Origin of the sequence: Kribbella sp. NPDC004536 (assembly GCF_042873835.1) — a bacterium.
GTDB lineage: Bacteria > Actinomycetota > Actinomycetes > Propionibacteriales > Kribbellaceae > Kribbella.
This window is the reverse complement of the sequence record NZ_JBIALY010000002.1, coordinates 264,720-278,334: the sequence shown is the minus strand read 5'-3', so window position 1 is coordinate 278,334 and position 13,615 is coordinate 264,720. Positions and strand designations below refer to the sequence as shown.

The following is a 13,615-nucleotide window of genomic DNA, read 5'->3' as shown; positions in this document are numbered from 1 at the left end:
GCAGAGTCATCGTTGTCCGTAGACGTTCTGGTAGCGGTCGTAGAGGCTGTCGACGGCCGACTGCTCGATCGGGATCGGGTCGCCGAGCTGCCGGGCCAGGTGCACCGAGCGGGCAACGTCCTCGCACATCACCGCAGCCTTGACGGCGGACTTGGCGTTCGGCCCGACGGTGAAGACACCGTGGTTCTGCATCAGGACGGCCGGCGACCGCGAGCCGCGCAGCGTGTCGACGATCCCGCGGCCGATCGAGTCGTCGCCGATGACCGCGAACGGCCCCACCGGGATCGGCCCGCCGAACTCGTCGGCGCACATCGTCGTGACACAAGGGATCGCCTCGCCGCGAGCGGCCCACGCGACCGCGTACGGCGAGTGGGTGTGGACGACGCCGCCGACCTGCGGCAGCTCCCGGTAGACGTAGGCCTGCGCCTCGGTGTCCGAGGACGGGGCGTGCTCACCCTCGACGACCCGGCCGTACAGGTCGCAGACGACCATGTTCTCCGGCGTCAGTTCGTCGTACGCGACCCCGCTCGGCTTGATCACCATCAGGTCGTGGCCGGGAACGCGCGCGGACACGTTGCCCGCGGTCCAGACGACCAGCCCGTACGCCGGCAGGTGCGCGTGCAGCCGCGACACCTCGGCGCGCAGCTGGGTGATCGTGGCGGCGGCGGCCGCGACGGTGCTCACTTCGCCTCCACGGCATGACGCCGGATCGACTTCAGCTTCCGCATCAGCCGGGTGTGCCGCCCGAAGTTGTCGTGCAGTTCGAGGTACAGCTCGAACAGCTGGTCGTACGCCTTGGCCCGTTCCTCGTCGGGGACATGCACGGCACGCCGGACCTTGCCCATGCTCTTGGCCGCGGCCGGGACGTCGGGATAGGCGCCGGCCGCCACCGCGGCGTGGATCGCCGACCCCAGCGCCGGGCCTTGTTCGGAGTCGATGATCGACAGCGGGAGCCGGGTGACGTCGGCGTAGATCTGCATCAGCAGCGCGTTCTTCGCCAGGCCACCGGCGATGATCAGCTCCTTGACCGGTACGCCGCTGCTCGCGAAGGTCTCGACGATCACCCGCGTGCCGAAGGCGGTCGCTTCGAGCAGCGCGCGGTAGCCGTCCTCGGGCCGGGTCGCCAGCGTCTGGCCGACGACGAGACCCGAGAGCTCGTGATCGACCAGGATCGACCGGTTGCCGCTGTGCCAGTCGAGCGCGACGAGCCCGTGCTCGGCGACCGCCTGGTCGGCGGCGAGCCGGGTCAGGTGCTCGTGCAGCGACTCACCGGCGGCGGCCGCGGCTTCGTGGTACGACGGCGGCACGGCGTTGTCGACGTACCAGCCGAAGATGTCGCCGACGCCGCTCTGGCCGGCCTCGTAGCCCCAGCGGCCCGCGACGATGCCGCCGTCGACGACACCGCACATGCCGGGCACCTCGCGCAGCGTGTCGGCGTTCATCACGTGGCAGGTCGACGTACCCATGATCGCGACCATCTGGCCCGCGTCGACGGCCTGCGCGGCCGGTGCGGTGACGTGCGCGTCGACGTTGCCGACGGCAACCGCAATGCCTTCCGGCAGGCCGGTCCAGGCGGCGGCCTCGGCGGTCAGCTGTCCCGCCGCGGCGCCGAGCTGACCGATCGGGTGTTCCAGCTTCGCCGCGACGAACCCGCCGAAACCGGGCGCGAGCTGCTCGAGGAACTCCGGCGACGGGTAGTGCCCGTCCTGCAGGATGCCCTTGTAGCCCGCGGTACAGGCGTTGCGCACGTAGCGGCCGCACAACTGCCACACGATCCAGTCGGCAGCCTCGACCCAGCGCTCCATCCGGTCGTAGAGCGGGCGGTCCTCCTCGAACAACTGCAGGCCTTTGGCGAACTCCCACTCCGAGGAGATCAGTCCGCCGTACCGCGGCAGCCAGGCCTCGCCGCGCTCGCGGGCGAGCTCGTTGATGCGGTCGGCCTGCGGCTGTGCGGCGTGATGCTTCCACAGCTTGACGTACGCGTGCGGATTGTCCGCGAGTCCGTCGACCTCGTTCAGCGGGGTGCCGTCGGCCAGGCACGGGACCATCGTGCAGGCGGTGAAGTCGGTGGCGATGCCGATCACCAGCGCCGGGTCGATCCCGGACGCGGCGACGGCCGCCGGTACAGCGGTCCTGAGCACGTCGCGGTAGTCGTCCGGAACCTGCAGTGCCCACTCCGGCGGCAGCCGGTGCCCGGTCGCCGGCAGCCGGTCGTCGATCACGGCATGCGCGTACTCGTGGACGGCCGTGCCGAGCTCGGCACCGTCGGAGACGCGGACGACGACCGCACGGCCGGACAGCGTGCCGAAGTCGACGCCGACGACATAGTGTTCATCGGAGCTCATGGGGCCGAGTGTGAGCGCTAACATTCTACCTTGTCAAGAACGGTGATCTCTATGCGGACATTATCTTGTTAACGCTAACTTTTCAGCTACGCGGAGCGGCCGTCGAGTCGCGCAGGGCCAGCGCCGGCCGGATCAGCCGGGTGGACGGATCGGGCTCCCCCTCCAGGGCCCGCAGGGTGAGCTCGACAGCGCGCCGGCCGAGCAGCGAGAACTCCTGGTCGACCGTCGTCAGCGCCGGCCAGACGTACGGCGCCTCGGGCACGTTGTCGAATCCGACCACGCTGATCTCACCCGGTACGTCGCGGCCTTTCTCGTGCAACGCGTACATCAGCCCCATCGCCATCCCGTCGTTGGCCGCGAACACCGCCGTCACGTCGGGGTCCTCGGCGATCCGCAGTCCCGCTTCGTAGCCGCTCCCCGGCGACCAGTCACCGGCAAGCTCCGGCCCCGGCAGCACGTGCCGGTCCTCGTGCGCACGCTGCCAGCCCGCCCGCCGCTGCCCCGCCTCGACCCACTCCAACGGGCCGGTGACGTGGGCGACATGACGATGGCCGAGGTCGAGCAAATGCTCAACCGCCAGCCGAGCACCCGCCTCCTGGTCGATCCCGACGGCCATCCGCTGGCCCTCACTCACACCCTGCACGACGATGATCGGGACCGGTACCTCGAGCAACCCGACCTGCTCCTGGGCGTCGCGATGCGCGACCGCCACCACGATCGCTTCGACCGCCTCGTCGAGCAGCCGGCCGACCGCGTCCCGCAACGACTGCGACGAGAAGTCCTCGACGGCGACGAGCGACACGTCGTACCCCGCCTTGTGGCCGGCGTCCTGCACCGACACCGCGATCATGCTCGGCCCGTGCAGGACGAGATGCGCCGAGATCATGCCGATCCGATGCGACCGGTTCGTCGCGAGCAGCCGGGCCGCGTTGTTCCGCCGGTACCCGAGCTCCGCGATCGCTGCCAGTACGCGCGTGCGAGTCTCGTCCTTGACCAGCTCGGACCCGTTCAGTACCCGCGAAACCGTCTGGTGCGAGACCCCGGCCGCGGCCGCCACGTCCGTCATGCTCGGCGCTCGTCCCAGGCCGTCGCTCGCTCTCGCCATGAGCAAATAGTAGGTTCCACCATCGCCGGACGGTGGGACGTGTCCGGCTCAGCTGCGCGGGACAGTGGATCCGCGGATCACCAGCCGCGGCGCCTGATGGTGGATGCCGCCGACCTGTTCGTCCCCGGCCAGCGCGGCGAACACCCGTTGTGCGGCGGCCCGTCCGAGCAGTTCCAGGTTGGGGTCGATACTGGTCAGCTCCGGGCGGGAGTGCTCCACCATCGGTTCCCAGTTGTCGAATCCGATCACCGCCACGTCGTCCGGTACGACGCGACCGCGGTCCCGGACCGTGTCCAGCGCACCGCGGGCGATCTGGTCGGATCCGCAGACGACCGCGTCGATGTCGGGATGCCGGTCGAGCAGTACGGCGGTCGCGTCGCGGCCCCAGCGCTCGGACCAGTCGGCGTACATGCTGTCGCCGACCAACTCCAGACCGGCAGCCGCGAGTCCTTCCGCGACGCCCTTGCCCCGGTCGAGAGCGGCGTCATAGCCCGGATCGCCTGATACGTGGGCGATCCGGCGCCGGCCACAGGCCACCAGATGCTCGACGGCGAGCCGGCCGGCGGCGACGTTGTCCGGGACGAGCGAGACGTCGGCCGGATCGTCGGACGGCGCGTAGACGTAGACCACCGGGACGGGCAGGTCGGAGCCGAGCGTCGGGCGCGGATCGGTACGGCTGCCCACCACGATCAGGCCGTCGACGCGGCGACTGAGCAAGGCCTGCAGGTGATGCTGTTCGCGGATCGTGTCCTCGCGTGCGTCGCACAGGAACACGCTCACCCGGCCTGCCCCGAAAGCGTCCTCGGCGCCCATCAGGATCGGGATCACGAAGCGGCCCTGCAGGTCGCTGGTCAGCAGACCGACCGTGCCGGTCCGGCCGGCGAGCAGCCCCTGGGCCATCCGGTTCGGGACGAACGACAACTGCTCGGCGGCGGCCTCCACCCGGGCGCGGGTCCGGGCGGCCACCTGGCTGCGGCCGTTGAGCGCCTTCGACGCGGTCGCCACCGACACCCCGGCGAGCCGTGCGACATCGCTGAGGGTGACCACCTTCGCGTCCGTACCCGCCATGCTCCCTCGTCTCCGACCGGTGCCGAGATCTTGACGCCCCCGCGACCCGCCCTTACCTTACACGCAACCGAAAACCTTTTCGGCATCTTTCGGAGATTGGTGAACCTCGCGCCTCCGGGGCGAAGAAACCGTTTTCAACCAGCCTGAGGAGTAGGAATGATGTCGTGGCCGCAAGGAGGCCGTCTGCGGGCCTTGCTGACAATCGGTGTGACCACCACGGTGCTGGCGCTGAGCGCGTGCGGCGGGAACGGCGGCGGCGCCCAGAAGGCGGTCGACGTCCCGGCCGCCGGAACCGACGACGGGACCACGCTGACGCTGTGGACCCGGGCCCCGCTCGAGAAGCAGGCGAAGCTCCTGGTCGCGGCGTACAACCAGAACCACAAGAACCAGGTCCAGCTGACCGTCGTGCCGAACGACGACTACGTCGCCAAGGTCGGCGCCGCGGCCGGTTCGGGCGGGCTGCCGGACCTGTTCGCCGCCGACATCGTCTACGTACCGAACTGGGTCAAGCAGGGGTTGTTCAAGGACATCAGCTCGAACGTCCGCCAACTCAGCTTCAAGGACCAGATCAACCAGGGCCACATGAAGGCCGGCACGCTGGACGGCAAGAACTATGTGCTTCCGTTCGTCCTCGACCTGTCGATGCTGTTCTGGAACAAGCACCTGTTCAAGGAGGCCGGGCTCGACCCGGAGAAGGCGCCGGCCACGCTCGACGAGTACGCCGCCGACGCCAAGAAGATCCAGGCGCTGAACAAGAAGGACGTGTACGGCACCGCGACCGGTCTGAACTGCGGCGGCTGCCTGGTCTTCACCTGGTTCCCGAGCGTGTGGGCGGCCGGCGACCAGGTGATGAACCCCGACGGCAACCAGTCGAACTTCACCAACGACCCGAGCAAGAAGATCTTCGGCACCTGGCGCGACCTGTGGAAGTCCGGCGCCGTGCTGCCGTCCTCGAAGGACGAGACCGGCGCGACCTGGACCGCGGGCTTCACCCAGGGCAAGGTCGGGCTGATGTTCTACCCGGCGACGCTGCTGTCGTCGACCACCAAGTTCGACGCCGGGGTGGCAGGCATCCCCGGTCCCAGTGGCGGCTCGTCCACCTTCGTCGGCGGTGACGGCATCGGCATCTCCAAGGACTCGAAGAAGGCGGCCCAGGCCTGGAGCTTCCTGAACTGGATGATGAGCGAGGACGCCCAGGTGGAGGTCCTTGCCAAGGACAACGACGTCGTGTCGCGCACCGACCTGGCGAACAACAAGTACGCCGCGAAGGACCCGCGGCTCGTCACCATCAACCAGGTCGCGGGCAAGGGCCAGACGCCGGTCGCGCTGAACTTCCAGCAGGCCTACAACGCCGCCAACAGCCCGTGGCTGACCCTGGTCCGGGATCAGGTCCTCGGCGACGCCGGCAAACTCGACGCCGACAACCAGCAGGTCACCAGCGTTCTGGCGTCGCAGTGACCGACAGAACCCGTCGCCATGCCGTGCAGGGGTGGCTCTACGCCACCCCGACCACGGTCTTCGTCGTCGTCCTGTTCCTGGTTCCGCTGTTCCTGGTGATCCGGATGTCGTTGTCCCGCTGGCCGCTGCTGACCGGCAACCAGGGGTTCAACGCCCCGGACAACTACGTGAAGGTGATCCACAACCGCTTCTTCGCCGACTCGGTCGTCTTCACCGCCAAGTACACCGTGCTGGCGACCGTGCTGCTGATCGGCCTCGGACTCGGGCTTGCCCTGCTCGTCCAGGAATCCAGCCGTTGGAAGAACTTGCTCCGGGCATCCTTCCTGGTTCCGAGCGCACTCGGACTCGCCTCGGCGTCGTTGCTCTTCTACGTGCTGTACTCGCCCCTGGTCGGGCCGCTCCGCGGCCTCGGCCTGTCCTTCCTCGGTACGCCGAACGCCGCGCTGTACTCCACCACGTTCCTCATCGTGTGGCGCTTCGCCGGCTTCTACATGCTGCTGATGCTGGTCGGCCTGCAGGGCATTCCAGGCGACGTCTACGAGGCGGCCCGGGTCGACGGCGCGTCCCGGTGGCAGACCTTCCGCCGGATCACGCTTCCGTTGCTGCGCCCGACGCTCGCGCTGACCACGATCCTGTGCGTCACCGGGTCGCTGCTCGCGTTCGAGCAGTTCTACATCCTCACCAAGGGCGGACCCGACAACAGCACGATCACCGTCGTACAACTGATCTACATCGTCGCCTTCCAAGGGCAGAACGACCTCGGCGCCGCGGCCGCGCTGTCGGTGATCGTGCTCGTCGTGCTGGTGCTCGTCAACGTCCTGCAACTGCGGGCGTTCCGGACCCCGGAGGACCGATGACGATCTCGAAGCTCGCGCTCCGGACGCCGTACTGGATCTTCACCGGCGGGCTGGCGATCCTCTTCCTGTTCCCGCTGGTGTGGACGGCCGTGTCGTCGGTGTCGCCGCAGGCAGGGACGAGCCAGAGCAGCGGGTGGGGATTCGGCAACTACGCCACGCTGTCGAGGTACCAGGCCGGCATCTGGCAGTACCTGGCGAACTCGGCGTTCGTGTCCCTCACCACGGTGCTGCTGACGCTGCTGATCTCGCTGTTGGGCGGCTACGCGTTCGCACGGTTCTCGTTCCCGGGCAAGAACTTGCTGTTCCTCAGCACGCTCGCAATCCTGATGGTCCCGTACGCGACGCTGCTGATCCCGCTGTACGTCCTGCTGAACCAGCTCGGGCTGCAGAACTCGCTGCTCGGCGTCGCGCTCGTGCTCACGATGTTCCAGTTGCCCTTCGCAACCTTCATGATGCGGATCTCGTTCGAGGCGATCCCGCGCGAGTTCGACGAGGCGGCGATGGTGGACGGCTGCTCGACCTGGACGGCGCTGTGGCGGGTCCTGCTGCCCGCGGTCAAACCCGGGCTGATCACCGTCGGGCTGTTCGCGTTCCTCTCCGCCTGGAACGACTTCTTCGCGCCGCTGATCCTGATCAACGACTCGAGCAAGCTCACGCTGCCGCTGGCCGTCTCGAACCTGCGGGTCCAGGTGCAGGGCGTGGTCGACTACGGCGCGACCGAGGCGGGCGTCGTCGTGCTGGCGCTGCCCTGCCTCGTGCTCTTCCTCCTCCTTCAACGTCACTACGTCCGCGGCTTCATGTCGGGCGCATTCAAGGGATAAGACACCGGATGAAACTCACTGACCACCAGCCCGGCTTCGTACCAGTCGCACCGAGCTCGGGCCGGTTTCGGCCGCTCGGGTCGGACGACGTCCACATCACCGGCGGCTTCTGGGCCGAGCGGCAGCGGATCAACGCCCGCAACACGCTGCCGCACATCAACCACTGGCTGGAACGCGAGGGCTGGCTCCCGAACTTCGACCTCGCCACCGAGGGCTCGCTGCCGGCCGGTCGCCGCGGCCGCGAGTTCTCGGACTCCGAGATCTACAAGTACCTCGAAGCGCTCGCCTGGGAGATCGGCCGCAGCGACGACCAGGAACTGGAAGCTCTCTTCCGGTCGATCGTGGCGCGGGTCGCGGCCGCCCAGGAGCCGGACGGCTACCTCAACACCTACACCGGTCGTCCGGGTCAGCCGGCGCGCTGGTCGGACCTGGAGTGGGGACACGAGCTGTACTGCTTCGGCCATCTCTTCCAGGCCGCGGTCGCTCGTGTCCGGACCCGCCCGGAAGCCGACGAGGGCCTGCTCGCCGTCGCCACCCGAGCCGCCGACCTCGTCTGCGAGGCCTTCGGTGCCGACGGGCTCCAGAGCGTCTGCGGTCACCCGGTGGTCGAGACCGGTCTGGCCGAACTTGCGCGCGTGGTCGGCGAGCCCCGGTACCTGGAACAGGCGCGGCTCTTCGTGGAGCGCCGCGGTCAGGGAACGTTGAAGCCGATCGAGTGGGGACAGCAGTACTTCCAGGACGACGTACCGATCCGTACGGCGACTGTGTCCCGCGGCCACGCCGTACGGGCGAACTACCTCGCCGCCGGAGCGGTCGACGTCGCCGTGGACACCGGTGACGACGAGCTCATGGCGGCCCTCGAGACACAGTGGCGGAACACAGTTGCCCGCCGCACCTACATCACCGGCGGCCAGGGATCGCACCATCAGGACGAGGCGTTCGGTGAGGACTGGGTGCTCCCGCCGGACCGCGCGTACTCCGAGACCTGTGCGGGCGTCGCGTCGGTCATGTTCAGCTGGCGCCTGGCACTGGCCCGTGGCGACGCCCGCTACAGCGACCTCGTCGAACGGACGCTCTTCAACGTCGTGGCCACGTCGCCGTCGAAGACAGGTACGGCGTTCTACTACGCGAACACGCTGCACCAGCGCACGCCCGGTGCACCGGCCGCCGACGACGCGGTCTCGCCGCGCGCCGAGTCGTCGTTGCGCGCGCCGTGGTTCGAGGTCTCCTGCTGTCCCCCGAACGTCGCCCGCACCTTGGCCAGCCTGGATGCCTTCGTCGCAACGGCCGACGAGGACGGCCTGCAACTCCACCAGTACGCCGCCGGCACGATCCGGACCCAGGTCGCGGGACAGGTGGTCGCGTTCGACGTCGACACCGACTACCCGCGCTCCGGCAGCATCCGGGTGACGGCCCCGGTCGCGATCGACGAGCCGATCACGTTGTCGTTGCGGATCCCGCAGTGGGCCGTCGACGCCGAGCTCCGGGTGCACTCCGCGGGCGAGGTCGTGACGTCGGAGGTCGTACAGCCTGGATGGGCCGTCGTACGCCGGGCCTTCCTGGCCGGCGACCGCGTCGAGCTCGACCTGCCGATCGAACCGCGGGTCGTCCACCCGGACGGCCGGATCGACGCCGTCCGTGGCTGTGTCGCGGTCGAACGCGGGCCGGAGGTGTTCTGCCTGGAGTCCGTCGACCTCGTGGGGGTCGGCGACGTCGCGAACGTCCGGCTGGATCCGGCGGCGCCGATCGTCACGAAGGACGGCGTACCGATCGTCCGGGTTCTGGTCGTACGGCCTGACGACGCCGACTGGCCGTACGCCGCGAGGCCCGGTGAGCAACCAGCGGCCGACGCGGTCGAGGTCCCGCTCGTCCCGTACCACGACTGGGCCGAGCGGGGTCCCTCGACGATGCGCGTGTGGTTGCCGCTGGCAACGTGAATCAGCGGGTGGCCCCGGCGCGGCGCTTGTTGTAGATGTCGAAGGCAACGGCCAGCAACAGCACCAGGCCCTTCACCACGGACTGGGTCGCCTGGTCGACACCCATCAGCTGCATGCCGTTGCTCATCACCGCCATGATCAGGCCGCCGACCATCGCGCCGACGACCGTACCGACACCGCCAGCCACGGCCGCGCCACCGATGAACGCGGCCGCGATCGCGTCGAGTTCGAACATGTTGCCGGCCGCGGGCTGCGCGCCGTTCGAGCGGGACGAGTAGATGACGCCGGCGATCCCGGCCAGGAACCCCATGTTGACGAAGATCCAGAAGTTCACCTTGCGGACCTTCACCCCGGACAGCATCGCGGCCGACAGGTTGCCGCCGATCGCGTACACCTGCCGCCCGAACACGGTGCTCTTCGTCATGAGCCCGTACGCGATCACCAGCACGGCGAGGATGATCAGTACGATCGGCAGCCCCCGCGCGTGCGCCAACTGCCAGGCGAAGCACATGACGACCGCGGCGACCGCCACTACTCGCGCGACGAAGAGCGGGAACGACTCGACCGGCTGCTCGTACCGGATCCGCGCGAGCCGTGTGCGGAACACGCTGACCGCATACCCGGCGACCGCGATCGCGGCGATCAGCAAGGTGAACGCGTCGTACCCCTGACCGCCGATCAGCCCGTTCAGGAAGCCGCTGGCCACCTTCTGGTAGGTGGCCGGGAACGGCGACAGCGACACGTTGTCCAGCACCTGCAACGTCAGACCGCGGAACAGCAGCATGCCGGCGAGCGTGACGATGAACGCGGGCATCCCGACGTACGCGACCCAGAAGCCGTGCCACGCACCGACCGCTGTGCCGACCGCCACCGCCGCCAGCACACCGATCCACCACGGCTGGTCGTGCTGGATGACCAGTACGGCGGACACCGCGCCGGTCAACGCCACGATCGACCCGACCGACAGATCGATGTGACCCGCGATGATCAGGATCACCATGCCGATCGCGAGCACCAGGATGTACGAGTACTGCAGGACGATGTTGGTGATGTTGCCCGGGCTGAGCAGTACGCCGTGGGTCAGCGAGGCGAACAGCGCCACGATCACCACGAACGCGATGTAGATGCCGCTCTGCCGCAGGTTGCGCATGATCAGCGTGAGCGGATCGCTGGTCCCCACGTGCAGAGCGGCAGCGGAGGCGGTCTGCTCCGTCGGTGCGGGTTTGGTGCTGGTCATCCGGCGAGCTCCTTCTCCTTCGTCATGAGCGCCATGAGTTCTTCCTGGGTCGCCCGTTGCACCGGCAGCTCGCCGGTGATCCGGCCGGCCGACAGGGTGTAGATCCGGTCGCAGGTGCCGAGCAGTTCGGGCAGTTCGGAGGAGATCACGACGACCGCCTTCCCGTCGGCGACCAGCCGGTTGATGATCGTGTAGATCTCGTACTTGGCGCCCACGTCGATGCCACGGGTCGGCTCGTCCAGGATCAGTACGTCCGGATCCGTGAACAGCCACTTGGACAGCACGACCTTCTGCTGGTTGCCGCCGGACAACGTGCCGACGACGTCCAGCACGGTCCGGGTCTTGATGTTCAGGTCCCGGCGGCCCTGTTCGGCGACCTTGATCTCCTCGTTGCCGTTCACCCACCCTGCCCGGGCGAGTTTGCCGAGCGCGGCGGCGGACACGTTCGCGCGAACGTCGGCGATCAGGTTCAGGCCGTACCGCTTGCGATCCTCGGTGGCGTACGCGATGCCGTTCGCGATCGCCTCCGCCACCGTACGGGCCCGGACCTGTTTGCCGTGCACGTACAACCGGCCGCTGATGTTGCGCCCGTACGAATGCCCGAAGACACTCATCGCGAGCTCGGTCCGGCCGGCACCCATCAGGCCGGCGATCCCGACGACCTCACCGGCACGGACGTTCAGCGACGCACCGTCGACGACCTTGCGCGGCTGCGTCGGGTGCCAGACCGTCCAGTCCTCGATCCGCAGCACCTCGGCGCCCGGGCTCGAGTCACGCGCCGGGTAGAAGCTGTCGAGGTCACGGCCGACCATCCCGCGGATGATCCGCTCCTGGGTCACGTCGCCCGAGGTCATGTCGAAGGTCTCGACCGTACGGCCGTCGCGGAGCACCGTGGTGGAGTCCGCGATCGCGGTGATCTCGCTGAGTTTGTGGGAGATCATGATGCAGGTGATCCCCCGGTCCCGCAGCGTCCGGAGCAGGTCGAGCAGGTGCGCCGAGTCGACGTCGTTCAGCGCGGCCGTCGGCTCGTCCAGGATCAGCAGCCGGACGTCCTTCGACAACGCCTTCGCGATCTCGACCAGCTGTTGCTTGCCGACACCGAGCTGGATCACGGGTGCGACCGGATTCTCGTCCAGCCCGACCTGCCGCAGCAGGGCGCGCGCCTCGGCGTTCGTCCGGTTCCAGTCGATCAGCCCGCCGCGCCCGCGGCGTTCGTTGCCGAGAAAGATGTTCTCCGCGATCGACAGGTACGGCACCAGCGCCAGCTCCTGATGGATGATCGCGATCCCGGCCGCCTCGCTGTCCCGGATGCCGGCGAACCGGACGGGCCGGCCGTCGACGCTGATCTGTCCGGCGTAGCTCCCGGTCGGGTACACGCCGGACAGCACCTTCATCAGCGTCGACTTGCCGGCGCCGTTCTCACCACAGATCGCGTGGATCTCACCGCGCCGGACGACCAGCGAGACATCCTCGAGAGCTTTCACACCGGGAAAGCTCTTGGTGATGCCTCGCATCTCGAGGAGTACGTCGGTCATTTCGCCCGAGTCATTTCGCTTGACCGGCGGCGACCTCGGCAGCCGTGTAGTAGCCGGAGTCGATGAGCTGCTTCTGGATGTCGGCCTTGAAGACGGTCTGGATCGGCAGCAGGTACGCCGGGACGACCTTCACGCCGTTGTCGTACGACTTGGTGTCGTTCGCCTCGGGCGTCTTCTTCTGCAGGAACGCCACCGACGCGTTGACGGCCTGCTCGGCCAGCAGCCGGGTGTCCTTGAAGATCGTGGAGCTCTGCACGCCGGTGTTGATCAGCTTGACCGACGCGATCTCCGCGTCCTGCCCGGTGATCGCCGGCATCGGCTTGGCCGCCGTGCCGTAGCCCACGTTCTGCAGCGCGGTGATGATGCCGCGGGAGATCCCGTCGTACGGCGAGAGCACGCCGTCGACCTTGCTGCCGTCGTTGTAGGTCGAGGTGAGCAGGTCCTCCATCCGCTTCTGCGCGGGCTCCTGCTGCCACCGCAGGATCGCGATCTGCTCCATCTTGGTCTGCTTCGACTTCACCACCAGCGCGCCGCTGTCGAAGTACGGCTTCAAGGTGTCCATCGCGCCGTTGAAGAAGAAGTGGGTGTTGTTGTCGTCCAGCGAACCGGCGAACAGCTCGATGTTGAACGGCCCGGTCTTGGTGCCCTTCGAACCGTCCGCGTTCTCCAGCCCGAGGCCACGCAGCAACGCCTTCGCCTGGGCGACGCCGACCTTGTAGTTGTCGAAGCTGACGTAGAAGTCGACGTTCTTGCTTCCGCGGATCAGCCGGTCGTACGAGATCACCGGGATCTTCTTGTCGGCGGCCGCCTGCAGCTGGCTGCTCAGCGCGGTGCCGTCGATCGCGGCGATGATCAGCACGTCCGCGCCCTGGGTGATCATCTGGTCGACCTGCTGGGACTGGGTCGGGATGTCGTCGTTGGCGTACTGCAGATCGACCTTGTAGCCCTTGGCCTCGAGCTTCTCCTTCACCGCCTTGCCGTCGGCGATCCACCGCTCCGAGGTCTGCGTCGGCATCGACACCCCGATGGTCAGGTCCTTGGGTTGCTGACTGGCGGTATCGGTCGTCCCGCCCGCGCCCTGTCCCCCACAGGCGGCGAGCCCGATCACCAGCAGCGCGCCGCTCAAAGTCGCCAGAAACCTCTTCATCACAAACCCGTCCCTTCTGGGCACGACCGGATTGTTAGCGCTCACATGCTGACGCCCGACCAGCATCCGGTCAATAGATCAGCGGAGCATCCGGCCATCACGGTC

Annotated in this window: 11 protein-coding genes; 4 read left to right on the top strand and 7 right to left on the bottom strand. The window is 68.2% G+C overall.

What is annotated here, in order from left to right:
* Positions 1-6: 6 nt before the first annotated feature.
* The 4 genes from ACFYRU_RS16210 to ACFYRU_RS16195 form a co-directional block, all read right to left on the bottom strand.
* Positions 7-684 carry an L-ribulose-5-phosphate 4-epimerase gene (locus tag ACFYRU_RS16210; protein ID WP_387658834.1) on the bottom strand — a complete coding sequence of 226 codons (678 nt, stop codon included), beginning with the start codon at positions 682-684 and terminating at the stop codon, positions 7-9.
* A complete protein-coding gene (gene araB / locus ACFYRU_RS16205; RefSeq protein ID WP_387658831.1) occupies positions 681-2,345 on the bottom strand; it encodes a ribulokinase in 1,665 nt (554 codons plus the stop codon). The genes ACFYRU_RS16210 and araB overlap by 4 nt, the downstream gene beginning before the upstream one ends.
* 82 nt (positions 2,346-2,427) lie before the next feature.
* A complete protein-coding gene (locus ACFYRU_RS16200; protein WP_387658828.1) occupies positions 2,428-3,450 on the bottom strand; it encodes a LacI family DNA-binding transcriptional regulator in 1,023 nt (340 codons plus the stop codon).
* Between the two features lie 48 nt (positions 3,451-3,498).
* Positions 3,499-4,518, bottom strand: coding sequence for a LacI family DNA-binding transcriptional regulator (locus ACFYRU_RS16195; RefSeq protein WP_387658825.1), 1,020 nt, complete (start codon positions 4,516-4,518; stop codon positions 3,499-3,501).
* Positions 4,519-4,725: 207 nt separating this feature from the next.
* Here ACFYRU_RS16195 and ACFYRU_RS16190 point away from each other — a divergent pair, with 207 nt between their 5' ends.
* From ACFYRU_RS16190 to ACFYRU_RS16175, 4 genes are read left to right on the top strand one after another with little or no spacing between them, the layout of a single operon-like run.
* Complete coding sequence (locus tag ACFYRU_RS16190) at positions 4,726-5,976, top strand: ABC transporter substrate-binding protein (RefSeq protein WP_387658822.1); 1,251 nt, start codon at positions 4,726-4,728, stop codon at positions 5,974-5,976.
* Positions 5,973-6,833 (top strand): carbohydrate ABC transporter permease, encoded by an 861-nt coding sequence (locus tag ACFYRU_RS16185; protein ID WP_387658819.1) that lies wholly within the window; start codon positions 5,973-5,975, stop codon positions 6,831-6,833. The genes ACFYRU_RS16190 and ACFYRU_RS16185 overlap by 4 nt, the downstream gene beginning before the upstream one ends.
* A complete protein-coding gene (locus tag ACFYRU_RS16180) occupies positions 6,830-7,654 on the top strand; it encodes a carbohydrate ABC transporter permease (RefSeq protein WP_387658816.1) in 825 nt (274 codons plus the stop codon). Before ACFYRU_RS16185 ends, ACFYRU_RS16180 begins: the two co-directional genes overlap by 4 nt.
* A gap of 8 nt (positions 7,655-7,662) precedes the next feature.
* Complete coding sequence (locus tag ACFYRU_RS16175; protein ID WP_387658813.1) at positions 7,663-9,591, top strand: glycoside hydrolase family 127 protein; 1,929 nt, start codon at positions 7,663-7,665, stop codon at positions 9,589-9,591.
* Between the two features lies 1 nt (position 9,592).
* Here ACFYRU_RS16175 and mmsB read toward each other — a convergent pair whose 3' ends face one another.
* Genes mmsB through chvE form a run of 3 tightly spaced genes read right to left on the bottom strand, consistent with a single transcriptional unit; the run spans position 9,593 to position 13,510 of the window.
* Positions 9,593-10,828: a multiple monosaccharide ABC transporter permease gene (gene mmsB / locus ACFYRU_RS16170; RefSeq protein WP_387658811.1), complete on the bottom strand. Its 1,236-nt coding sequence runs from the start codon at positions 10,826-10,828 to the stop codon at positions 9,593-9,595.
* Positions 10,825-12,363 (bottom strand): multiple monosaccharide ABC transporter ATP-binding protein, encoded by a 1,539-nt coding sequence (mmsA, locus tag ACFYRU_RS16165; RefSeq protein WP_387658808.1) that lies wholly within the window; start codon positions 12,361-12,363, stop codon positions 10,825-10,827. The genes mmsB and mmsA overlap by 4 nt, the downstream gene beginning before the upstream one ends.
* 10 nt (positions 12,364-12,373) lie before the next feature.
* Complete coding sequence (gene chvE / locus ACFYRU_RS16160; RefSeq protein ID WP_387658805.1) at positions 12,374-13,510, bottom strand: multiple monosaccharide ABC transporter substrate-binding protein; 1,137 nt, start codon at positions 13,508-13,510, stop codon at positions 12,374-12,376.
* Positions 13,511-13,615: the final 105 nt, after the last annotated feature.

What these genes read in the sequence shown, in the direction of transcription:
- araB (WP_387658831.1), bottom strand. Translation starts at nt 2,345, where the DNA reads ATGAGCTCCGATGAACACTATGTCGTCGGCGTCGACTTCGGCACGCTG.
- ACFYRU_RS16200 (WP_387658828.1), bottom strand. Translation starts at nt 3,450, where the DNA reads ATGGCGAGAGCGAGCGACGGCCTGGGACGAGCGCCGAGCATGACGGAC.
- ACFYRU_RS16195 (WP_387658825.1), bottom strand. Translation starts at nt 4,518, where the DNA reads ATGGCGGGTACGGACGCGAAGGTGGTCACCCTCAGCGATGTCGCACGG.
- ACFYRU_RS16180 (WP_387658816.1), top strand. Translation starts at nt 6,830, where the DNA reads ATGACGATCTCGAAGCTCGCGCTCCGGACGCCGTACTGGATCTTCACC.
- ACFYRU_RS16175 (WP_387658813.1), top strand. Translation starts at nt 7,663, where the DNA reads ATGAAACTCACTGACCACCAGCCCGGCTTCGTACCAGTCGCACCGAGC.
- mmsB (WP_387658811.1), bottom strand. Translation starts at nt 10,828, where the DNA reads ATGACCAGCACCAAACCCGCACCGACGGAGCAGACCGCCTCCGCTGCC.
- mmsA (WP_387658808.1), bottom strand. Translation starts at nt 12,363, where the DNA reads ATGACCGACGTACTCCTCGAGATGCGAGGCATCACCAAGAGCTTTCCC.
- chvE (WP_387658805.1), bottom strand. Translation starts at nt 13,510, where the DNA reads ATGAAGAGGTTTCTGGCGACTTTGAGCGGCGCGCTGCTGGTGATCGGG.